Below are 23,223 nucleotides of genomic sequence, written 5' to 3' on the forward strand. Positions count from 1 at the left end.
AGTTTTTAGGTCTAACTTTTGGGGGTCAGTTCAAAAGAGTTCATTTTTTTATAATTTTTTCTTGTTAATTTCTATTATATTTTACAATAAAAATTATTTTTTAACTGTTTTTAATGAAACTATAAGTAATACTGCTCCTATTACGGCACCGATAAGCATTGCTAGTAGGTACATTACAGGATTTGTTACCCCACCTGCTACTACTGCAAAAATTCCTCCGTGAGGTGCTTTTGATACGATACCGAATATCATACTTAAAGCTCCAGCAACTCCAGCCCCTACGAATAAAGGTGGAATTACACGCAACGGATTACTTGCTGCAAAAGGAATAGCTCCCTCTGTGATAAAGGCAAGACCCATTACATAGTTTACCAAAGCTCCCTCTCTTTGTGATGCTGGCCATATATTTTTGCTAACTGTTGCTGAAAGAGCGATAGCTAAAGGAGGAACCATCCCCCCAACCATAACAGCTGCCATTACATCACTTCCTAATGTTCCAGCAGAAGCTAAAAGTCCTGTTCCAGTTACATAAGCTGCCTTGTTGATTGGACCACCCATGTCAATAGCCATCATAGCACCAACAACAAATCCAACTAGTAATTTACCACTACCGTTTAAACCTTCAATAAATCCTTTTAAGCCTTCCATAACGCTTGCCATAGGTGCATTAATTACATAAATCATAAGAGTGCCCATAAGTGATGTTCCTAAGATTGGGAAGATAAATATTGGTTTAAGACCATCTAAAGAACGTGGTAACCATGAGAATAAGTATTTAAGAACTTGAACAATTCCTCCAGCTAGGAAACCAGCTACTAAGGCTCCTAAGAAACCAGATGGAGTATATGTAAGTAATTCATTACCTGCTGCTAGACCAAGAATACTTGGGTTTGCTAAAATACCACCAAACACACCAATAATAAATCCAGGTCTGTCTGCTATACTACGTCCAATAAAACCAGCAAGAATTGGTAACATCATAGAGAATGCTATCTGCCCAAACCAGAAAATTACAGCTGCAAAGGCGTTATAATCATCTGCTTTAGGGTCATATGATGTTATCCCCCAAATAAATGATAGGGCTATAAGCATACCACCAGCTACTACGAATGGCAACATGTTACTTACACCTTCCATTAGGTGTTTATAAGCACGTCGTCCTAAACTTTCGTTTGCTGTATCTTCATCTGTACTTACATCGCCATTGTGTACATATTTTGGAGTTTTACCATCTATTATATTTTGTAATAATTCTTTAGGCTTATTAATACCGTCTGCTACTTTTGTTATAATAGCTGGTTTTCCATTAAATCGTGCAACCTCAACTTTTTTATCAGCTGCAACTATAACACCAACTGCTCTGTCAATATCTTCTTTTGTTAATTTATTTTCTACACCGATTTGACCATTAGTTTCAACCTTAATATCTACTCCTAACTCTTTAGCTGTTTCTTTTAATTTTTCAGCTGCCATAAATGTATGGGCGATACCTGTTGGACAAGCAGTTACTGCAACTACATAAGGTTTTTCATCTGATGTTTTTGTTGCTTCTTCAGCTTTAGGAGCTTCATTTTTAGCAACAAATTTTTCAAAAACTTCTTTTACATCTTCTGCCTTAGTTGCTTTTTCTAAACCAGCTTTAACATCGCTATCCATAAGAGCCATAGATAGTGTAGATAAGGCTTTAAGGTGTTCATCAGCGCCACCAGATGGTGCACATATCATAAAAATATGTTTGGCTGCAAGTCCGTCAAAACTTTCCCACTCTACACCAGCATCACTTTTGGCATATATTACAGTCGCTTCTTTAAAATCATCACTCTTAGCGTGAGGTATAGCTATAGCTTCTCCAACACCAGTAGTAGATTGAGCTTCTCTTTCTAATAAGGCTTGTAAAAAACTATCCTTGCTAGCTATTACATTTTTTTCTACTAACATAGTCGTTAGTTTATCAAGTGCTTCTTTTTTATCAGTAGCACTAAAATTAAATTGAACTAAATCATAATTTATTAATGAAGTTAATTTCATTTTATTCTCCTTTTATTAAATTTATTTTAATGATTTTAATTAATTTTATTTTAATGATTTTAATTAATTTTATTTACTTGAATTTGTGGCAATAAAGATTCTATTAAATCCTTTTTCCCAACACCAGCAGAAAATGATGTTGCACCACCTGCTGCCGAAGCATATTTTAAGGCTTCTTTATAATCTTTTGTTTCATCGTATTTAGCAACGAACATGGCTAACATACTATCTCCAGCTGCTGAGGTAGAAACTATTTTTCCTTTTGCTACATTAACAGTATATATTTCACCCTCATGAGTAAGTAGCAAGGCTCCCTCTCCACCACGAGAAACCAAGACATTTTTTGCACCCTTGTCCTGTAATTTTCTTGCATACTCTAGTATATCATCTATACTTGTAATTTCTACACCAAACATTTCACCCAGTTCAAATTGATTAGGTTTTACAATGAATGGATTGTATTTTAAAGTTTCCAAAACTAAATCTTTGTTGCTATCTATAATCAACTTAGCACCCTGATTTTTTACTTTTTCTGCAATTTTTACAAAATCACTTATTTGCATCCCTGTAATTATATTTCCTGAAAGAAATACTGTATCTAAAGAACTTAAAGTATCTAATTTTTCATAAAAAGATTTTAAGTTATCATTTGTTATTCCACTACTTTGACCGTTAATTTCTGTTTCGCTATCGGCTATTAATTTAATATTAATACGAGTTTTACCTGCCGTTTCAACAAAATCTGTTACTACTCCTTGCTTTTCTAATTCACTTTTAATAAAAGCACCCGTAAAACCAGAAACAAAACCTAGAGCCTTGGTTTTTTTACCTATATTATTCAGCAACATAGATATATTTATTCCCTTACCACCAACTACATATTCTGCTTCATTAGTTCTGTTTAGCTTACCTAGTTCTAATTTCTCAGGTCTAACAAGCATATCGATAGCTGGATTTAATGTTATTGTGTAATACACCCTATCCCTCCTTTTTAATTTTAATAATATTGTATTGATTATGATATTTTTCAGGTGCCTCATAAGTTACAATAGTAGATTCATCAAAATTTGAAAATTTATAAAATTTTCTGTGGTCGAATTTAGATATATCTGCTAAAATAAATTTTCTTTTGCTATTTTTTATAGCCAAAGATTTTAATATAGCCTCATTTTCATCAGCCGTAGATATACCAAAATCCAAATCCACTCCATTACAACCTATAAAACACACATCAAAACTATATTTAGAAAGTTGTTCATAAGCATTCATACCGATTATAGCTTGGGTTGAATGTTTAATAAGTCCACCCAATATTATTGTGTGTATCTTATTATCTAACAATTTTCTTAAGTGATAAGCAGAATTAGTAATTACCTTGATATTTCTATTTTTTAAATAGTCAATCATCTCATAAGTTGATGTCCCAGAATCCAAATATATAGTTTGCCCATTTTCTATAAAATTCTCACAAACATATTTAGCAACTTCTTTTTTATCTAAAGTAAATTCAGATTTTTTAGAAGTAATATTACTTTCTAGACCTCTTGTAGAATTTTTCTTGGCAGCTCCACCATGAGTTCTAAAAATTAAATTTTTTTCTTCTAATAAACTTAAATCTCTTCTTATAGTTGCTTCAGAAACATCACAAACAAGAACTAATTCTTGTAGAGAAACAATATTTTTCTCTTCTAATAATTGTAAAATTTTTCTTCTTCTCTCATTCATACTTTTCCCTCATACAAAGAAATTATAATTAATTTTTTTGATTAAAACAATCATTTTATTTATATTTTGCACAAAAACGAGCATATTTTCAAAAAATATGCTCGTTTTTCTAAGTTTATTTGATTGTTTTTCATTTAATAAAGTAAATCAGACCTTATCCAACCTTCTTTGCCATCATATACTACCCTAGACCAGTATTCCCCTGCATCATTAAGAAGAGTATATAATTCTTGAACAACATAACCTTGTCTTACTGCATCTAATATAAGACTTGTATCATTAGGTTCTTGCCTTAAATTAACACCAATTTCTGGAATAACTGTTTTTGAAACTTCATAAATCGGTGCTTTTTCTACTGTTGAACTAGGTGTAACTTCAGTAATTATAATTTCTTCTTGTTCTTGTGTATCTGGTCTTGCTACATTTGCAACTTCATTTGAAGCAGACTGTGCTGTATCTTCAGCCACTCTTTCTTCTGGTGTAGCATTTTCTTCTGCAACCTTATCTTCAATCACTTTTTCTTCAACTTTATTTTCTTTTTCTTTTTCAGCTAAACCACTAACAGTATAAGTCTTTTTAAATTCACCACTAACATGTAAATTATATTTTTTAATATCTTCTTCTTTTAGCTTAATAGTAACATCAACCCTATCACCATTTTTTAAGTCACTATTTTTACTATAAGATATTTCAGGTTTTTTTAATGCTTCATTTAATTCAGAATTATTAACTTTGGTATTTGTAACTTCTGGAACTTTTTTAATTTCTATATTAGCCTTACCTTGACCCTCATTTCCACTAGTAACAAAATTCACCTCATAAGCTGATAAATTTATATTCGCTTGCTTATTGTCATTAAAAAATCTCTGATATGCAAAATAAGTTGCAATTAAAGCTATAATTATAGCAAATATAGAAACTACATATGAAAATTTAAGTATTTTTGTTTTTTTAGTTCCTTCTTGTTTGTTATTATTAGCTTTTATTGGATTTCCATATTCATCACAGTAAACCTTATATTTTTTTCCTGCTTTATCATAATCAATAAAATATAAATTTCCTGCTTTATCTTGATATATCTCTACTTCAACTTCCATTGGATTTCCGTACTTATCACAATAAACTTTATAGGGTTTGTTATTTTTATCATACTCTACAAAATAGAAGTTCCCCGCTCCATCTTGGTATATTTCTTTTTTCATTAAATTCTCCTATCCTTCTAAGCATTAAAAGTTTCACAAGAAACAATTTAATTTTTACAAATTTTAAACATAAATTAATATAAAATATATTATACCATATAAAGTTTTTTATTTCTATCCCATTCTATCATTATGAAATTATTAGTAAATTATATAATTAAGTTAGCCAGTAGTACAAAAAAAGCATCTCATAGGATATACTTTTAGTAACTACAAAAAAAGGATACCAAGAGATGCAAGAACATTATAACACAAAAGGCAAACACATTACAGAAAAAGAGCGTTATTTAATTGAAAAATGGAAAAAAGAAGGAAAAAGTAACCGAGAAATCGCTAGATTATTAGGCAAAAATCACCAAACTATTAATAACGAAATTAAACGCGGACTGATTGATTTATCTTTTCATGGTGGCACTAAAGAATACTCTGCTCAAAAAGCACAGAATGATTATAATCATTTACGTTTAGCCGTAGGTAGAACGGATACGTGGACTGTAGAAAAAGAAAATGTAATCAGAGAAAAAATTATGGATAAATATTCCCCTGAAATGATTAGTCAATTACCAGATATGCCGTCTTTTACGACAATTTACACATGGATATATAAAGGATGGATAGCAGGTATTTCACGTAAACATCTGATTTACCCTAGAAAAACTAAACCAATAAAATCAAATGAAAAACGACCACCAAGAAAAACGAATGCCCTCTCTATTGAACAGCGACCACAAGAGATTAACGAACGAAAAGAAATTGGGCATTTTGAAATTGATTTAGTCATTTTAAACAAGAAACGTGGACAACAGTTATTGACATTAACAGACAGAAAAACACGCTATGAAATCATTCGTCTTATTCCTGATAAAACGGCCCAAAGTGTGAATACCGCTTTGACGTCTATTCAACAAGACTATTTAATTCGCTCTTTAACAGCTGATAATGGTTCTGAATTTTTAAGACTAGACGAAGCCATCACTTGTCCTATTTATTACGCACATCCGTTTTCTTCTTATGAACGAGGTAGTAACGAAAATGCAAATCGATTGATTAGACGATGGTTCCCAAAAGGCACAACAACCGTTACTCCTAACGAAGTAACGGCTGTTGAACAATGGATAAATCGTTATCCACGTAAATTATTTAATTATGTATGTCCTTATGACTTGCCTGAGGTGGCTAACTTACTATTGTAATTTGCGATTATGAAATTATTTATTAATTATTTTGTAATAGTTATAAAAAATAAAGGTAGTATATATACTACCTTTATTTTTTATCTAAAAATTTGAACCCCATAGTATTGACCATCTTTTACTAATACTTTAATTGAGACTGATTTAAATCCAGCTCTTAACATAACTGCGTTGTGTACTGGAGATTTTTTCCACCAATTAACTAAAGACGAAGCCCCGTTTCTTGAATAAGCAAGAATTTCAACATCCCCCATTTTCAATCCATCAAAAGCTGTTTTCCACTCTCTTCCGTCTAGTCTTTTGTGTAATTCCATTGGGTCTTTATAACCTCTTTTAACGAGCTTTGCAAATTCATCTGCTCTTACTTCTGTTCCAGATGCAATATCGTTATCACGTGCAAGAGCATTTAGTCCATTAGCAACACGATATTCATTTACCAATTTAAAAATTTCATCAGCTGCTGCTTGGTCAAAGTTACCTTCAACCACTTCTGATGTTGCTGGCTGTGGAACTGAACTAAATACTATTGCATTCACAACTGGTGTTGCTGGTTGTGGTGTAGGTTGTATCACTACTTCTGAAGCATGTGTTGCTTCTGCAGGTTTTACTGTTCTTGCAACTTCTGGTTCTGAACTTTCTTCTGTTGGCACCGCAACAACCTCTTCTTTTACTTCTGGGTCAAGAGTTTCTTTCGTCTCTGGTTTAGCTTCTTCCGTTTTCTCAACAGGTACTGGAACGTCTTGATCTTGTTCTTCTACTGTTGGTGTTAATGGTTCTACTACTTCTCTATCTAAATCATAAGAGACACTTACAGATAATTTGTGTCCGTTAATATTTGCATTTAATTCTACTGTTTCTCGGAAAACTTCTGTGTTTGGTAATATTTTTCCTTTTGCTTTTGTTACAGATTTTGGCAACTCTATTTCAAACTCAACACTTTTTCCTAAAGCTAAAGGTCTAGCATGTTTGAAAACTTTTGACATTTCTCCAACCTTTACTTTTATAGAAATATTTTCAACATCTTTGACCGCTTCAACAGTTAAATAGTATTTTCCATCTCTTTCTAGTACTTTAGTTTTAACATCAGCATTCTCATTCTCTACTTTTACTAGAGGTAAATCTTTTGCTGTTGCAATTTCTAGGGTTGAGAAATTAGTTAAAAATACTGTACTTGCTAAAACTCCACTTGTTAATTTAATTAATTTTTTCATCTTTAATACAATTCTCCTCAATTTTATAGTTACTTTAATACAAACTATATTATATATTTTCTTTATAAGATATTCAATACTTGTAATAAAAATGAAATATTTATTTAACAATTGTAATAAATATTAATTTTTATACTGTTTGTTATTCTAGTAACTATTTTTTTCTTCTTTGTATCTTTACCCTACGTATTGAATCAGAAAATACCGAAGCCAATAATATTCCTATCGCTATAGCTCCTGCTTGTAGTAAGGTATCAACACCAGTCTTTGCCCCAAATATATAATTTTTTGTAACTATGTGGTGCATTGTGTAATACAAACCATACCCAGGTATCAGTGGTATTATTCCTGTATAAATAAAAACAGTTGCTGGCATTTTTAATCTTTTCGAAGCATTACCTGCAGCTAAACCTACTAAAACAGCAGCTATTAATGTGCCTACAACTATATCTCCTGTTAAATTCCTACCCCAAATATATACAAGCCAAGCCATCGCTCCAATTAACGAACAATCAATCAAAGATTTTTTAGGAGCATTAAAAAATATTGCAAAAGCAAAAGTGATTATAAATCCTAAGCAAAATTGTATCATCAAATAAAATATATCATCAGAAAAATTTATCATAATCTTACTCCTAACTTAGTCTTAAGCCAACAACTACACCTAAAGCAATTGCTGTTGCTATAAAAAATGCCGCCATTGCTCCTACAATTCCTGACATATAATCTCCTGCCATAAAATCACGCACAGAATTTGTTATTTGCACGCCAGGAACTAGTGGCATAAGTCCTACAATAATTATAGATTGTGGATTAACCACATGAAAAGTTGAAGCTGCTAGATTAGCTAAAACTGTAGCCAACAAAGCACCTATAAAATTACTCAAGTAAAACATAACCTTATATTTAGTAGCGTATATCAAAAAATAAGCCTCTATTGCCATAATTATACAAGAATATATACTATCTTTAAAAGTTCCTCCGAACATTACAGCAAAAAAGGGAGCTGAAATAATTAAGGCTAAAACAACCGTTATATCACTATAAGGTTTAGTATATCTTATATTTTCTAAAGTAGCAAATGCTAGTTCTAAATCTTGACATTCTCCCGAAACAATTCTTCTTGATAAATCATTCATTAAGGAAATTTTTTCAAGATTCTTATCACCTATACTTATTCTTCTCATTGTAGTCATGTTAGATTCTTCATAAATAAAAGACACAATTACAAAATTATAAGAAACTAATACATTAATAGTTTGAATATTGCTGCAAGCTCCAAGAACTCTGTATAACGTATCCTCAACCCTATAAACCTCTGCACCATAGGACATCATCAATCTTCCTAGCTTTACGGTAAAATTCATTAAATCTTTAGCTTCTTTTTTATTTTTTAATTCCACAATTTCGCCTCCTAATATTTTATTTCAATATACTTTTTATCATATTTTTTTTGCTCTGTAAAGTAGCTATTTTATCTTTATTTAATTTTGTTGTTTTTTTTAATTCATTTAAGATATAATCTAATTTTTTTAATTCTTGTTCATATTTTTTTATAAAAACTTTATTTTTTTCTTGTGGTAAAAAAATTCCAAATAATTTTTCTTCCGCTGTTAAAGTCATTTTTCCTTTTTTGGCTACTATTATTTCGTAAATATGACCATCTTCTTCTAATATTTCTTCTGCTACAATATAGTAATTTAAATTTTCTAATTTTTCTCTTACTAGGTTACTTGCTACATTGGGTTGTAATATTAATTGCTCAACTCTTAGTAATTTTTCCTTACCTTCTTCTAATATATCGGCAATTAATTTACCACCCATACCACATATTGTTATTACTTCTATATTATCATCAGCCTTTATAACATCTAGTCCTGAACCTTTTCTACATTCTATAAAATTATTAAACCCATGCTCTGCGACATTCTTAATAGAACTCTTATGCGGTCCTTCTGCAACTTCACCAGCAAGAGCAAAATTTGTTTTATTTTCCTTAACTAGGTATATAGGGAGGTAGGCATGGTCGCTTCCTATATCTGCTAATCTGCTATATTCTATAAAATCAGCAACTTTTTTTAGTCTATTTTTTATATTTATATTCATTTATAACTCCTATTAGTCTAAAAAATCCTTACTAAAACTTGTTGTAATAATATTTTTTTTAGAATTTTCTAAGTCTTCTAATTCTTTTATTACTTCTTTTCCATATTTTTTGTTTAAGGTGCGAATTACTTGTTTTACTTTTATATAGCTACGTTCAGCATAATCTGTAAAAATATCTAACTGCTCTTTTATGCTATCCATTTTAATAACATTATTAAGAGAAAGACCCAAAAGACGTATTCCCTTATCAAAAGAATAATTTGTCAAAAGTAAGTTTAAGGCATATTCATATATTTCATTTTCATCATTTGTATATTTTGGAATTTTTTGACTTCTTGTTATACTTTTAAAGTCATTAAACTTTATAATTATTGATATATTATTCCCAACATATCTTCTGTTTTTTGCCCTGTTTGCTACTTTTTTAGCAAGTTTTTTTATTTCATTAGTTATTTCTTGGTCTTCTTCTAAATCTTTGGGATATGTTTTAGAATTTCCTATGGATTTTCTATCTATCTTTAATTTTAATTTTCTATTATCCTTACCCTTAGCTTTTTGCTTTAATCTTAAACCATGTATTCCTAAAATACTATTTAAAATAACTTCATTAGCTTCAGCTATATCACCTATAGTTTTTATTCCGTAATCTCTTAATTTTTTTGCAGAAGATTTTCCACAGCCGTGCATTTTTCCAACATCTAAATTCCACAATATATCCTTATAATTTTTTCTGTTTATTATTGTAAAACCCCTAGGTTTTTTCATATTAGATGCCATTTTAGCAAAAAATTTATTATAGGAAACTCCGACACTAGAGGATAAGTCTAATTCTTTATATATTCTTCTTTGAATGATAGCCATAACTTTTATAGGTTCTTTTAAATCGCTCAAGTCAATATAGGCTTCATCTATTGAAACTATCTCTACTTTAGGAGTGTAGGTTTTTATTAAATCAAAAACTTTTTTTGATTCTTCTTGATACAATTCAAAATTTGGTCGCATTAATTTAAGAGTAGGACAAAGCCTCTTAGCTTCTCCTACTCTCATAGTTGTTTTTATACCATAGGCTCTAGCCTCATAGTTTGATGTAACAATTATTCCATTACGCTCACGAACTACACCAGATATGGCTAGGGGTTTTCCTTTCAATGAGGGATTATACTTTTCCTCAACAGCGGCATAAAAGCAATTCATATCTATGTGTGCTATTACACTTGTCATAAAAACTTCCTTTATTAACTTAATTATACTATTGTGAAATTCACTACTATAATGGGTCTGCGTTTTGTGTTATCGTATAATAAACTTGACAACATACTGCGAATTTCTGCTTTAATTAAAGAACATTCTCTTAAAGAACGTATAGGATTATTTTCTATATATTCTGACACTCTTTCTTCCGCTTCTTTTATTAATTCTGCACTTTTCTTAACATAGACAAAGCCATTAGTTTGAATACAAGGTTTGCCTAATAATTCTTTTGTTTTTCTGCTTATTGCATAAGAAGCAACAAAAATACCCTCATTAGCTAATACTTTTCTATCTTTTAAAACACCAGCTTCTACATCTCCAACACTCTTACCATCAACAAGAACATTTCCCACTGGAACATTATTTTTTAAAACTTGTGTTTTTTGTCCAAGAATTTCTAATGTGCTACCCTTTTCCAATAGATAAACATTTTCTCTTGCTACTCCTGTTTCCACTGCTAATTCTGCATGTTTTTTTAAATTTCTATACTCTCCCTGAACAGGAATAAAATATTTTGGATTTAGCATATTTAACATTAATTTTAACTCTTCTTTTGTCGCATGACTTGAAGCGTGTAATCTTTTTGATGAAGCTACAACATTAGCTCCTAATTGTACCAACAAATTTAAAGTTTCATATAACATAACTTCCATAGTTGGTGAGGGTGTTGCTGCTACCATTACCGTGTCGTCTTGCTCTATCTTTATGCCTTCAACTTTTTTCTCGGTTATATTTTTTATTGCTTCTATCGGTTCTCCCTGCTCTCCAGAAGATAATATTAATATTTCATTTTTAGGATAATTTTGCAATTCATCTGTTTTTATAAATTTCTCATCTTCAATTTTCATGTATCCTAGTTTTCTGGCAGTTTTTATTGAATTGTTTATCGCTTCTCCTAGTAGCAATATTTTTCTACCTTGGTTTAAGGCTGAATTTACTATATGGGTCATTGTTAAAAAATTAGAGGCATAGCAAGTTACAATAAGTCGTTTGTTGGCTTGACTTAAGGCTGAATCTATTTGTTCTGCCGCTTCTTGCTCTGGTATATTATGACCTGCTGTGTTGGCATTACTAGAATCACTTAGTAGGGCAAGGACGCCGCTTTGTCCCAATTTTGCAATTTCAAACATATCAGCCTTATATTCTCTACTTACTGATTGGTCAAACTTAAATTCTCCAGTATAAACTATATTCCCTTGTGAAGTAGTTAATGTTATACCTAAAGAATCAGGCATAGAATAAGTAGTTTTAAAGAATGATACTGTTGTATTGTTAAATTTATAAGCACTCTTACTATTTACATAGTTAAATTTTAAACGTTTTTTTATACCCAACTGTCTTAAATTATTTTTTAATATTTCTAGTGCCAACTTAGAACCAAAAATAGGGCAATTAATTTTATCTACAATATAGGGTATTGCTCCCATGGAACTTACATGTCCGTTAGATAAAAATATTCCTTTTAGCTTTTCTTTGTTTTTTACTATATATGTAATATCAGGAATAACTGCATCTATTCCTATCATTTCAACTTCTGGGAACATTAATCCTGCATCTAATAAAAACATCTCATCATTTATTTCTATTAAATACATATTTTTGGCAATTTCTTCAACACCACCTAGTGGAGTTATTTTTATTTTTTCCTTGTTATTCTTTTTAATTAATTTTATGTTCATTTCAAACCTCTTTTCCTTATCATAGATTTTATGGGTTCAAAATCTCGTCTATGAATATCACAGATACCATGATTTTTTAAACCCTCTAAATGTTTTTTTGTTCCATATCCCTTATTATTTTCAAAATCATAATAAGAATATTTTTTTGCATATTCTTTCATTAAGTTATCTCTACATACCTTGGCTATTACTGAAGCAGCAGCGATAGAAACACTCTTGTCATCTCCCTTAATTATACTAAAATTTGGTGTTTCTAAATCATCTAAAGGCATGGCATCTACCAAAATAAAATCTGGCTTGACACTTAATTTTTTTATAGCCATTTTCATTGCTATCTTTGTTGCTGAATAAATATTATATTTTTCAATTTCATAATTATCTAATTCTACTATTGCATAGCTGACAGCTTCAGAAATTATTTTTTTATACAATTCTTCTCTTTTAGCACTAGATAATTTTTTCGAATCACACAAACCAGGAAAATAACTATCTTTTTTTAAAATTACCGAGGCGACAACAAGAGGTCCTGCCAAAGATCCCCTACCGACTTCGTCTATTCCACAAATGTAATTATATCCTAACTTGTAACATTTTTCTTCATATATAGTTCTTTTTTTGTATTCTTCTTTTAAAATTTCTTTTTCTTTTTCTGCTTTATAATATGCTGCCAGTAAATTTTTTACTCCAACTCTTTTGTCTTGTGATAACTGTAATAATGTTTCTTGTGAAACGCTACTTGTTGATAAAATTTCTTTTATTTCTTTAATTTTCATCAGAAAAAATTTCTCCATAATTGTCAAGAGTTATTAAACCAAATTTTTGAGTTCTAAAATCTTGTATTAATAATTTTATTGTACTCTCATAATCATAGTCGCCAGCTATTAACTTAAATCTTTTTTTTGCTATTTTTTCCATAATTATAAGGTTATCTTCGTCTTTTTCCACTTCTATATTATATAGTCTATTCAAATTTTCTAAATAATTTTTTTTCAAAAATTCTATTAAATATAAACTTACTTCATCTAGCGGTGTTATATCATCTTTTATAGAACCTACTAAACTTAATTTTTTTCCTATTTCTTGGTTGGCAAATTTTGGCATTAATATTCCTGGTGTATCCAACAATTCTATATCTTTATTTAATTTTAACCACTGCTGTTTTTTTGTAACCCCTGGTTTGTTGGCGGTATTTGCTATATTTTTTTTAATAATTTTATTTATAAAAGTTGATTTTCCTACGTTGGGAATACCAACAACCATAGAACGAATAACTCTAGGTTTTATTCCTTTATCAACCATTCTTGAAATTTTTTCTGCTAATTCTTCACGGGCTTTGTTTATTATATCATTTAAATTGTTAGAATTTTTTGAATCGGCATATGCTACTATATAACCTTTTTTTTCAAAGTATTCTTTCCATTTAGCAGTTTCTTTTTTGTTGCATAAGTCTATTTTGTTAAAAATAATTACTTTTTTTTTGTCCTTTAATAATTCGTCTATGTAGTTGTTATGAGAGGAGAAAGGGCATCTTGCGTCTGCCAGCTCAAAAACAATATCTACTAATTTTAATTTTTCTTTTATTTCTCTTGTTGCCTTTGCCATATGACCCGGAAACCATTGTATTACCATATTAATTCTCCTTATAATTTTTACATAAGACTACAATTATATATTATACTGTTATTTGCAATTTTTTTCTAGTTTATTGTTATTTTAAAACAAAAAAGCAAGCCGAAATTTTTGGCTTGCTTTTTATAAAATATTATTTTTCTAAATTTCTAAGCTTTTAATAATTTCTTTTGCTTCTTTAAATAAAGCTTCTATTATTTCTTTTACTGATTTTTCTTCTTTTATTAAACCTGCTATTTGCCCAGACATTACTATTCCCTCTTTTATATTTCCTTGCAGGATAGCCTTGTTCAATGCTTTTGATTTTAATTTTTCTAGTTCTTCTCTTGTTCCTTGAGAAATTTCTAAGTTGTAATATTTTTCTATAATTTCATTTTTTATACTTCTAAAAGGAATACCTTTTTGTCTGCCAACAACAAATGTTGATGTGTCTGTGGCGTTTATAATAGCTTCTTTAAATTCTTGTGGTACTGAACATTCTTTTGCAGTTAAAAATAAAGTTCCGAGTTGAACTCCTTTTGCTCCTAATGCAAAAGTAGCTACAAGACCCCTACCATCTGCTATCCCTCCAGCAACAATAACCGGTATTTTTACAGCATCTACTATTTGTGGAACTAGACTTAGGTTTGTTGTTTCTCCTATATGACCTCCAGACTCCATTCCTTCAGCTACCACAGCATCAACACCTAATTCTTCCATTTTTTTAGCTACTTTTACGTTAGGAATTACTGCTATTACTTTTATTCCATTTTCTTTTAAAGTAGGCATATAGGGTTTGGGTGTTCCTGCTCCTGTTGAAACAATTTTTACACCCTCTTCTATTATAACTTCTATTAATTCTGGAATATTTTTATTCATAAGCATTAAATTTACAGCAAAGGGTTTATCTGTTAATGCTCTTGTTTTTCTTATTTCTTCTCTAAGTTCTTGGCTAGTCATTCCAGAAGAAGCTAATATTCCCAATCCTCCTGCATTTTATACTGCAGAGGCAAGTTTTGCATCTGCAATCATTGTCATTCCACCTTGTAGTATAGGATATTTTATATTAAATAATTTTGTTATATTCATTTTTCTACCTCCTTATTTTATTTAATTATAGCATATTTTTACTTGTTATAAAACATAAATAAAACTAGGAATAATTTCCTAGTTTATTTTTCTTTTATTATATTGTAGTATGTTCTTGATGTTACTGTGTAAATTATTATATAAAATACACTAAAGATTATAAAGGTTGTTCCCATAGCATACAGGAATATTTTTGTATTAGTTAGGCTAAATAATTTTAGTAATTTTTCAATAAATGGATATACAAATATTACATGGCTTGCTGCTACTAATAGGGGGGCAAAAAATATTAGTAAAACTTGTCCTTTTATTGAAGATTTTATTTCTTTTTCTTCTAAACCGACCTGTTGCATAATTTTGAATTTATCTTTGTCGTCATATCCTTCAGATATTTGTTTGTAGTACATAATAACTACTTGAGAAATTATAAAAATAGCACTTATTATTATTCCTATGAAGTAAAATGAAGAAACAAATCCTTTTATATCTTTTGAAGCTGTTTCCTTATTAACTATATCTATAAATTGAAAATTATCACCAACATCTTCTACAAATTTAAACTCTTTTCTGTTTACTTGTTTTGAAATTTGACCTAATGCAGTTGCAAGTTTTTCTGAGTTATTTTTATTTTCTATATTAAATGCGTATAAATTATTATAAGTAAGCCTGCTTGCATATTCTTCTCCTAATTTATTAATGGCTTCTTGTTTAATTTTTTCTAAGACTTGTCTATCTTTTACTACAATATAATAAGTATCCGTAATATTAGCAAGAGCTTTTGCAGCTTGAATAGTTTTATCTGCCCTAGCCTTAACTTTAAAATCTATCGTGTTTGCTCTAAATGTAGATTTTTCTTCTTTGTTTCTTGGGTCTTCAAATAATATTTCATCATCTGCTAAAGATATATTGGTATTATTTGTTTTATTATAGTCTTCTAAAGTTATATATATTGTTAGTAAGGCTTTTGATAAGTCAGAATAATTTGCTTCTTTAAATTCTATTCCCTCTTTTGTTTTAGCTCCAGCTATTGCCATATATGTGTAATCTAGTTGGTCTTTTTTTATTTCCTTATTTTCTGCAACTATTTTTTCTATTTCTTTTGTCAGCTGATTTTTATTAGCTTTTGAGTTGGTAGATATTTCTACCATTATATCTCTTGGATAAGATGTATTTATTAAATCTTTTGTCCCAAAATATAGGCTTGATGTTGAACCTAGAGTTACTAAAACCATTGTTGATAATATACAGATATTTGCTAGGCCAAGAGCATTTCTTTTTATTCTAAATAGTAGGTTTGAAATACTAATAAAATTTTTTGTTTTGTAGTAATAATTTTTATTATTTTTTAAGATTTTTAAAGTAAAAATACTAAAACTTGTAAATAGTAAGTAAGTTCCTATTATTACTGCTAATACTGCATAAAAAAATACAGAAAGAGCTTTTAAGGGTGTTTCTATGGTTACAGCTGAATAGTAGCCATATCCTATAAGACCTAGGGCTATTAATGATAATATTATTCGACCTTTGGGTTCTTTTTCTGCCCTTTGATTATCTTTTAGTAAGCCTATTATATTTATTCTTTTAATTTTTATAATTGCCTTTAATATTATTAGTAGATAAATTATTGAAAATAAAAGTATTATTATGCTTATTGCTTTTATCGAAAAATTAAAACCTAGCTTTACTTCTTCTCCCAGTAGTTTTAAAAATGATAAGTAGGCTAATTTATCTAATATTATGCCTAGTGTTAAACCAAAAAAAGTAGAAATAAATCCTGTGTATAAAGTTTCTAAACTTATTACTCTTATTATTTGATTTTTTGTCATACCCAAGACTGAGTACAGACCCATTTCCTTAGTACGTTTTTTTATTAAAAATGAATAAGTATAAAATAGAAATACGGTAATAAATATAGCTACAATTACTTGTCCGAATGTTAATAATTGTTTCGTTGCTGAAGCTCCTCTTAATTTTGCTATGTTTTCATTATTTCTTAGTGATGTAATGATATAAAATAGGGTTACCATAAACATAGATGATAAAATATAGGGTAGGGTTAAACTTTTATTATTTTTTATATTATTAAAAGCTAATTTGCCATAAAATAATTTAGTCATTTTCTATCCCTCCTGTTTGTATAAGACTTAGTGCCTCTGTAATTTTTTGATACATTTCTGTTGAAGTATTTGTTCCTTTATAAATTTCATGGAAAACTATTCCGTCTTTTATAAATAAAACTCTTTTTGCCCTGCTGGCTGTTTTTACTGAGTGAGTTACCATCATTATAGTGTGTCCAACCCTATTTATTTCTTCAAATATATCTAATAAATTTTCTGTTGATTTTGAATCCAAGGCTCCTGTCGGTTCATCTGCCAATATAATTTTTGGTTGAGTTATTATGGCTCTAGCGACTGCTACTCTTTGTTTTTGACCTCCTGATACCTGATATGGATACTTGTTTAATAATTTTGTAAGTCCTAAAGGTTTACTAACCTGCTCTAATTTTTTATCCATTTCCTTGTAAGATTTTTTTGCTAAAACTAGGGGCAATAGTATATTATCTTTTAAAGTAAAATTATCTAATAAGTTGAAATCTTGAAATACAAAACCTAAATTTTCTTTTCTAAAATTAGCTAAATCTTTTTCTTTTATTGTAGCTAAACTTTTTCCGTCTATAATTACTTCTCCTGATGTTTCCCTATCAAAAGTAGCCATTATATTTAAAAGGGTTGTTTTTCCGCTACCACTCTCTCCCATTATGGCAACAAATTCTCCCTTGTTTACGGAAAAATTAACATCTTTTAATGCTTCTGTTGCACTTCCTCCAAAACGATTTGTATATATTTTTTTTAAATTTTTCACTTCTAATAACATATTTTTTCTCCTTTTACTAATTTTTTATTTGTTTTATAGTTCTATTTTATCTTGAATTTTTTGTCTTTTCCATAGAATTTCCTTACAAAATAAAAAACAATCTTACAAAAATGTAAGATTATTTTTTTAAAAAATTTTTTATAATATTATATCTTTATCAAAGCTTATTTTAACTCTTGTTCCCTTATTTATTTCCGAATCAATATCTATTAAAAATCCTAACTTATCTACTGTTTTTTTAGTAAGATACAGACCTAATCCACTAGATTTTTTTTCTTTTCTTCCGTTAAATCCTGTATAACCCTTATCAAAAATTCTTGGTAAGTTATCGGCTGATATACCTATTCCTGTATCTTCTATTATCAAACTATTTTCTTTTCTGTATATTTTGATAACTCCTTGTTTTTTTGAATATTTTATAGCATTATTTATTATTTGTTCTAAAATAAATTCCAACCATTTTTGGTCGCTTATTATACTTAAATCTATCTGTGTGTATTCTATATTTAAGTTTTTACTAAAAAATAGGATTGCATATTTTTTTAAGACATTATTTATTGCTTCTGATATTTTTATTTTTTCAATAACTAGGTCGTTTTTATTGTTATCCAACCTTAAATAACTATTTACCATGTTTACATACTGTTCAATTTTAAATAATTCTATTTCTTCTTGTTTTTTATTTTCATCTTCTGAATTTTCTATTAAAAAACTCAAGGCTGCTATGGGGGTTTTTATTTGATGAACCCACATTGTATAGTAGTCTATTATTTCTTTTGTTTCTTGCCTATTTTTTTCTATTATTTTTTTGTTTTCTTCTATTAACTTGTTTATTACATCTATATATTTATTTTCTACTATGTTTTCACTTTTATCTATTTTTTTTAATTCTGTATATAAATTATTTTTTAAAATTTCTAAATTTTGATATTTCCTTGAAAATATTGAAAAATCATATAAAAAATATAAAATCAAAATAAGAACTTCTATAAATATAGGATATAATACTGCTTCTGTTTCTACATCATATAAAAATATTGTTGAAAAAATTAGTAAAATATTACTTATAATTAAAATGCTAAATAATATTATTTGTTTTTTGAGATAACTTAGCAATATTTTTTTCATATTAGATAGCCCCTACCTTTTTTCGTTACTATTAAATTTTCTATTCCTATATTTTCTAATTTTTTTCTTAATCTATTTATGTTTACAGATAGGGTGTTTTCATCAATAAAAGTATCACTTTCCCACAATTCTTTCATCAACAAATCTCTACTAACTATATTTTCCCTGTGTTCTAGTAATAAATTTAATATTTTGCTTTCGTTTTTTGTTAATTCTTCTGTTTTTCCTTTGTAGCTAACTATATCTTTATTTAAATCAAAAATTATATCCTTATAGACTAATAATTGTTGCTCTGAATTAAAATTATAAGTTCTTCTAACTATGGCATCTATTTTTGCTTTTAAAATAACTAATTTGAATGGTTTAGCTATAAAATCATCAGCTCCCACAGATACTGCCATAACTATATTCATATCATCACTAGCAGAGGATATAAATATTATAGGTTTTTTTGATATTTTTCTTATTTTTTCACAATAATAATAACCATCATAGTAGGGTAAATTTATATCCAGTAATACTATATCAGGAGAAAAATTTATAAAATCACTTATTACATTTTCAAAGTTTTCTACTATTTTTGTTTGAAAATTCCATTTTTCTAAATATTTGGCTATACTTTCTGCTATTACAGTATCATCTTCTACTATTAATATTTTATACATATTTTCCTCCTTTTTGTACTTTTTAACTTTTTTGTTTCACATAAAACATTTATTTTCCTAAACAAAATCTACTAAATAATTCATTTATTAATTCTTCGCTCGTATTTTCTCCTATTACTTCTCCTAAAAGATTAAAAGTTTTTGTATAATCTATTAAAACCATGTCAACTTCTAATCCAGCTTGAGCTGCATTTATTGCTTCATTTAAACTTTCTAAGGCTCTTGTTATTAGGTTTACTTGTCTTGTATTTGATAAGTATGTTGCATCTTTTGGTTTTGTTTTTCCTTCAAAAAATAAATTTCTTATACTTTTTTCTAAGTCTTCTATTCCTTGATATGTTGTCATTGATGTTTTTATGATAGGGTGATTGTAACCTAAACTTTCTACTTCTGTAATATCTATTTTTGTTTCTAGGTCTAATTTATTTAATATTATTATGGTTTGTTTATCTTCTGTTAATTTTAGTAATTCTTTATCCTTGTCTGTTAATTTTTCATTACTATTTATTAAAAACAAAACTAAGTCAGCTTGTTTTAAAACTTCTCTACTACGTTCTACTCCTATTTTTTCTACCACATCTTCTGTATCTCTAATTCCTGCAGTATCTATTAATTTTATCGGAACTCCTTTTATATTAACATATTCTTCCAAAACATCTCTTGTTGTTCCTGCTATATCTGTTACTATCGCCTTGTTTTCTTGTAGTAAATTATTTAAAAGGGAACTTTTACCAACATTTGGTCTTCCTATTATAGCTGTATTCAATCCTTCTTTAATAATTTTTCCTTGTTTTGATGTTTCTAATAAATTTTCTAAACTTTCTTTTATACTAACAGATTTTTCTAGTATTGTTTTTGTTGTTTCTATTTCTAAGTCATCATACTCTGGATAATCAATATTAACTTCTACAACTGCTATTATATCTAATATTTCTGCCCTTAATTTTTTTATTAGACTTGATAATCTTCCCTGTATTTGATTATTCGCTAGTAAACTTGCTTCTGTTGTTTTACTCTTAATAAAATCAATTACTGCTTCTGCTTGTGATAGATCTATTCTACCATTTAAAAATGCTCTTTTTGTAAATTCTCCAGGTTCTGCTAATCTTGCTCCATTATCAAGACATAGTTGTAATATTTTTTGTATTGTTACTATTCCACCGTGGCAGTTTATTTCTATTATATCTTCACAGGTATAAGTTTTAGGTGTTGCCATTTTTACAAGCATTATTTCTTCTATTTTTTCTTTGTTTTCTGGATTTATTACATGACCGTAATTTATAGTATGGCTGTCTATATTTTTAATTTTTTTATCTTTAGGAAGTTTTATTATTTTATCTGCTATTGCAAATGCCTCACTTCCACTAAGTCTTACTATTCCGATTGCTCCTTCTCCAAGGGCTGTTGATATTGCTGCTATTGTCTCACTCATAATATTTTCTCTTTCTTCTTTTATAAAAATAGGGTACAAAGATTTTTCTCTGCACCCTTATCTTTAATATAATTTTAATTCTTCTATTATTTCTTCTAAATCTGTTTTAGAAAAATCTTTTTTCAAAAATCCTTTTGCTCCATTATTTATAGCCTGTCTTTTGTAAATAGGTAAATGTCCAACACTACTGCAGATAATTATTTTTGCTGTTGGATATTTTTTTACAATTTCTTTTGTTGCTTCTAAACCATCTAACTCTGGCATACAAATATCCATTATTACAAAATCTGGTTGTTTTTTTTCATACATTGCTATACCTTCTTTTCCAGTATAGGCAAAATAAGGTTCTAAACCACATTCTTTAGCTATATCCCCTGCTCTTTTGTAATAATAAAAACTATCTTCTACTATAAGCACATTTTTCATACCGACTCCTATTTAGCTGTTATTACTAAATATCTATGTGGTTCTTTGCCGTGAGATTCTGTTTCTACATTTTTTATTTCACTCAAGGCATTATGAATTATTTTTCTTTCAAAACTTGTCATAGGTTCAAGTTGAACTGGTTTTCCTAATTTTTTAGATTTTTTAGCCATATTTATAGCCAATTCTTCTAAAGTTTCTTTTCTATTTTCCCTATATTCATCACAGTCAATATTTATTCTAAAATAAGATTTTGTGAATTTTTTTGCATAGTTATTAGCTAAAAACTGCAGGCTGTTTAATGTGTTACCTCTTTTTCCTATTAGTAGACTTGTACTTTCTACTTCTGTTATTCTCAAAGTGTAATTTTTGTTTCCTTCTTCTATAAAGACTAATTTTGCAGTATCAAACCCCATAGAATGTACTATTTTTGTCATATAGTCTACTATTTTATCTTTGTTTAAAACTATTAAATCTTCTCTTTTTTTATTTTCTTCTTTTACTACAACTTCTTCTTTTATTTCTTCTACTGGTTCTTCTATTACTTCTTTTTTAGGAACAGCTGAAACTTTAGGTTGTGTTTTTAATAGAGAATTTTTTATTTTTTCCTTATCATATTCAGGTTCTAGTGGAATTAATTTAACCCTCGCTTCTTTTTTAAACAGACCTAAAATTCCATTGTTTCCTGCTTCTTCTACTTCTATTTTTACATTTTCTTCTGTCAAAAATAAATCTTTTAAACCTTTTTTTATAGCCTCATCTACACTACTAGCTACATATACATATTCATTCATTATTTTTACCTCTTTTTAATAAATTTGTTTTTGTTAATATATGATTTATAGATTTTAAAAATTCATCAAAAGTAATATCCATAGCTGCCTTTCTTAAAATTATAATAATATCATAATTTTTTAGTAAATTTTTATGTTCTTTTATACTTTCCCTTACATAACGTTTTAATTTATTTCTTTTGTTGGCTTTTCCTAATTTTTTACTAACAGACAGACCTAATCTAAAATGTTCTAAATTATTTTTACTATAATAAATAACAAATTGCCTATTAGCAAAACTTTTTTTTTCTTTTATTATTCTATTAAAATCTTTTTCCTTTTTTATCCGATATTCTTTTTTCATTTGTGAACCTTTCTATGTTATATATTTTAACAGTTTATACTTGTTTTTACAACCACAACAAATAAAAAAAGAAGTTTAAAATAAAATTTATCCTAAACTTCTCTATATTTCATATATTTTATGCAGAAAGAACTTTTCTTCCTTTAGCTCTGCGTCTTGATAAAACATTTCTTCCATTTTTAGAACTCATACGAGCTCTGAAACCATGAACTTTTGAATGTTTTCTCTTATTTGGCTGATAAGTACGTTTCATTTTAATCCTCCTCGAGTTTTATTTAATATGATAGATGTAATAACTATAAGATGTTATCACAATATTATTAAAAAATCAAGTTAAAAATTTTTTCAAAATAATTTTATATTAATTTTTTATTATCTGTTAAAAAATTTTTTTCTAAAATTTAAAATAACATTTTTTAAAAAGTTTTTAAAAAAAATAAAAAAATTAAATTTTTTATTTTTCCACAGGTTT

22 protein-coding genes and 1 pseudogene are annotated in these 23,223 nt (G+C 28.4%); 1 reads left to right on the top strand and 22 read right to left on the bottom strand.

Annotation, left to right across the window (positions count from 1 at the left end; all coding sequences use genetic code 11):
• Positions 1-93: 93 nt before the first annotated feature.
• The 4 genes from KMP11_RS07490 to KMP11_RS07505 all read right to left on the bottom strand — a co-directional run bounded on the left by KMP11_RS07490 (position 94) and on the right by KMP11_RS07505 (position 4,955).
• On the bottom strand, positions 94-2,028 hold the full coding sequence (locus tag KMP11_RS07490) for a PTS fructose transporter subunit IIABC (RefSeq protein WP_216279840.1): 1,935 nt from the start codon (positions 2,026-2,028) through the stop codon (positions 94-96).
• A gap of 59 nt (positions 2,029-2,087) precedes the next feature.
• The gene (locus KMP11_RS07495; protein ID WP_215756724.1) at positions 2,088-3,005 is read right to left on the bottom strand and encodes a 1-phosphofructokinase family hexose kinase; all 918 of its coding nucleotides are present in this window, start codon (positions 3,003-3,005) and stop codon (positions 2,088-2,090) included.
• Between the two features lies 1 nt (position 3,006).
• On the bottom strand, positions 3,007-3,753 hold the full coding sequence (locus tag KMP11_RS07500; RefSeq protein WP_215756723.1) for a DeoR/GlpR family DNA-binding transcription regulator: 747 nt from the start codon (positions 3,751-3,753) through the stop codon (positions 3,007-3,009).
• A 134-nt stretch (positions 3,754-3,887) separates the two neighbouring features.
• Complete coding sequence (locus KMP11_RS07505) at positions 3,888-4,955, bottom strand: SH3 domain-containing protein (protein ID WP_216279841.1); 1,068 nt, start codon at positions 4,953-4,955, stop codon at positions 3,888-3,890.
• 233 nt (positions 4,956-5,188) lie between these two features.
• Between KMP11_RS07505 and KMP11_RS07510 the strand changes: the two genes are divergently transcribed.
• Positions 5,189-6,148: an IS30 family transposase gene (locus KMP11_RS07510; protein WP_216279571.1), complete on the top strand. Its 960-nt coding sequence runs from the start codon at positions 5,189-5,191 to the stop codon at positions 6,146-6,148.
• Positions 6,149-6,228: 80 nt separating this feature from the next.
• Here the strand turns inward: KMP11_RS07510 and KMP11_RS07515 are convergent, their stop codons facing one another.
• The 18 genes and pseudogenes from KMP11_RS07515 to rpmH form a co-directional block, all read right to left on the bottom strand.
• Complete coding sequence (locus KMP11_RS07515) at positions 6,229-7,359, bottom strand: CAP domain-containing protein (protein WP_216279842.1); 1,131 nt, start codon at positions 7,357-7,359, stop codon at positions 6,229-6,231.
• Positions 7,360-7,513: 154 nt separating this feature from the next.
• Complete coding sequence (locus KMP11_RS07520; protein ID WP_215756720.1) at positions 7,514-7,984, bottom strand: threonine/serine exporter family protein; 471 nt, start codon at positions 7,982-7,984, stop codon at positions 7,514-7,516.
• 10 nt (positions 7,985-7,994) lie between these two features.
• A complete protein-coding gene (locus KMP11_RS07525) occupies positions 7,995-8,762 on the bottom strand; it encodes a threonine/serine exporter family protein (RefSeq protein ID WP_253195959.1) in 768 nt (255 codons plus the stop codon).
• 19 nt (positions 8,763-8,781) lie between these two features.
• Positions 8,782-9,465: a tRNA (adenine(22)-N(1))-methyltransferase gene (locus tag KMP11_RS07530; protein ID WP_216279843.1), complete on the bottom strand. Its 684-nt coding sequence runs from the start codon at positions 9,463-9,465 to the stop codon at positions 8,782-8,784.
• Positions 9,466-9,477: 12 nt separating this feature from the next.
• Positions 9,478-10,686, bottom strand: a complete 1,209-nt coding sequence (locus KMP11_RS07535; RefSeq protein WP_216279844.1) for a DNA polymerase IV — start codon at positions 10,684-10,686, stop codon at positions 9,478-9,480.
• A gap of 23 nt (positions 10,687-10,709) precedes the next feature.
• The gene (locus tag KMP11_RS07540; protein ID WP_215756717.1) at positions 10,710-12,395 is read right to left on the bottom strand and encodes a ribonuclease J; all 1,686 of its coding nucleotides are present in this window, start codon (positions 12,393-12,395) and stop codon (positions 10,710-10,712) included.
• Positions 12,392-13,168, bottom strand: coding sequence for a ribonuclease HII (locus KMP11_RS07545; RefSeq protein ID WP_216279845.1), 777 nt, complete (start codon positions 13,166-13,168; stop codon positions 12,392-12,394). The genes KMP11_RS07540 and KMP11_RS07545 overlap by 4 nt, the downstream gene beginning before the upstream one ends.
• Positions 13,158-14,024, bottom strand: coding sequence for a ribosome biogenesis GTPase YlqF (ylqF, locus tag KMP11_RS07550; RefSeq protein ID WP_215756715.1), 867 nt, complete (start codon positions 14,022-14,024; stop codon positions 13,158-13,160). Before ylqF ends, KMP11_RS07545 begins: the two co-directional genes overlap by 11 nt.
• Positions 14,025-14,165: 141 nt before the next feature.
• Positions 14,166-15,092: pseudogene (locus KMP11_RS07555) on the bottom strand (NAD(P)H-dependent flavin oxidoreductase).
• An 83-nt stretch (positions 15,093-15,175) separates the two neighbouring features.
• The gene (locus KMP11_RS07560; protein ID WP_216279846.1) at positions 15,176-17,209 is read right to left on the bottom strand and encodes an FtsX-like permease family protein; all 2,034 of its coding nucleotides are present in this window, start codon (positions 17,207-17,209) and stop codon (positions 15,176-15,178) included.
• Complete coding sequence (locus KMP11_RS07565) at positions 17,202-17,966, bottom strand: ABC transporter ATP-binding protein (RefSeq protein WP_215756713.1); 765 nt, start codon at positions 17,964-17,966, stop codon at positions 17,202-17,204. The genes KMP11_RS07560 and KMP11_RS07565 overlap by 8 nt, the downstream gene beginning before the upstream one ends.
• A gap of 138 nt (positions 17,967-18,104) precedes the next feature.
• Positions 18,105-19,094, bottom strand: a complete 990-nt coding sequence (locus tag KMP11_RS07570) for a sensor histidine kinase (RefSeq protein WP_215756712.1) — start codon at positions 19,092-19,094, stop codon at positions 18,105-18,107.
• Positions 19,091-19,759 (bottom strand): response regulator transcription factor, encoded by a 669-nt coding sequence (locus KMP11_RS07575; RefSeq protein WP_216279847.1) that lies wholly within the window; start codon positions 19,757-19,759, stop codon positions 19,091-19,093. The genes KMP11_RS07570 and KMP11_RS07575 overlap by 4 nt, the downstream gene beginning before the upstream one ends.
• A 49-nt stretch (positions 19,760-19,808) precedes the next feature.
• Positions 19,809-21,191, bottom strand: coding sequence for a tRNA uridine-5-carboxymethylaminomethyl(34) synthesis GTPase MnmE (gene mnmE / locus KMP11_RS07580; protein WP_371741347.1), 1,383 nt, complete (start codon positions 21,189-21,191; stop codon positions 19,809-19,811).
• 63 nt (positions 21,192-21,254) lie between these two features.
• Positions 21,255-21,617: a response regulator gene (locus KMP11_RS07585; protein ID WP_215756710.1), complete on the bottom strand. Its 363-nt coding sequence runs from the start codon at positions 21,615-21,617 to the stop codon at positions 21,255-21,257.
• Positions 21,618-21,625: 8 nt separating this feature from the next.
• Positions 21,626-22,408, bottom strand: coding sequence for an RNA-binding cell elongation regulator Jag/EloR (gene jag / locus KMP11_RS07590; RefSeq protein ID WP_252344716.1), 783 nt, complete (start codon positions 22,406-22,408; stop codon positions 21,626-21,628).
• Complete coding sequence (rnpA, locus tag KMP11_RS07595) at positions 22,401-22,751, bottom strand: ribonuclease P protein component (protein WP_215756709.1); 351 nt, start codon at positions 22,749-22,751, stop codon at positions 22,401-22,403. Before rnpA ends, jag begins: the two co-directional genes overlap by 8 nt.
• A gap of 118 nt (positions 22,752-22,869) precedes the next feature.
• Positions 22,870-23,004: a 50S ribosomal protein L34 gene (gene rpmH / locus KMP11_RS07600; protein WP_066130823.1), complete on the bottom strand. Its 135-nt coding sequence runs from the start codon at positions 23,002-23,004 to the stop codon at positions 22,870-22,872.
• Positions 23,005-23,223 lie beyond the last annotated feature (219 nt).

The sequence above is a fragment of the Gemella sp. zg-570 genome (genome assembly GCF_018866345.1).
Classification (GTDB): Bacteria; Bacillota; Bacilli; order Staphylococcales; family Gemellaceae; genus Gemelliphila.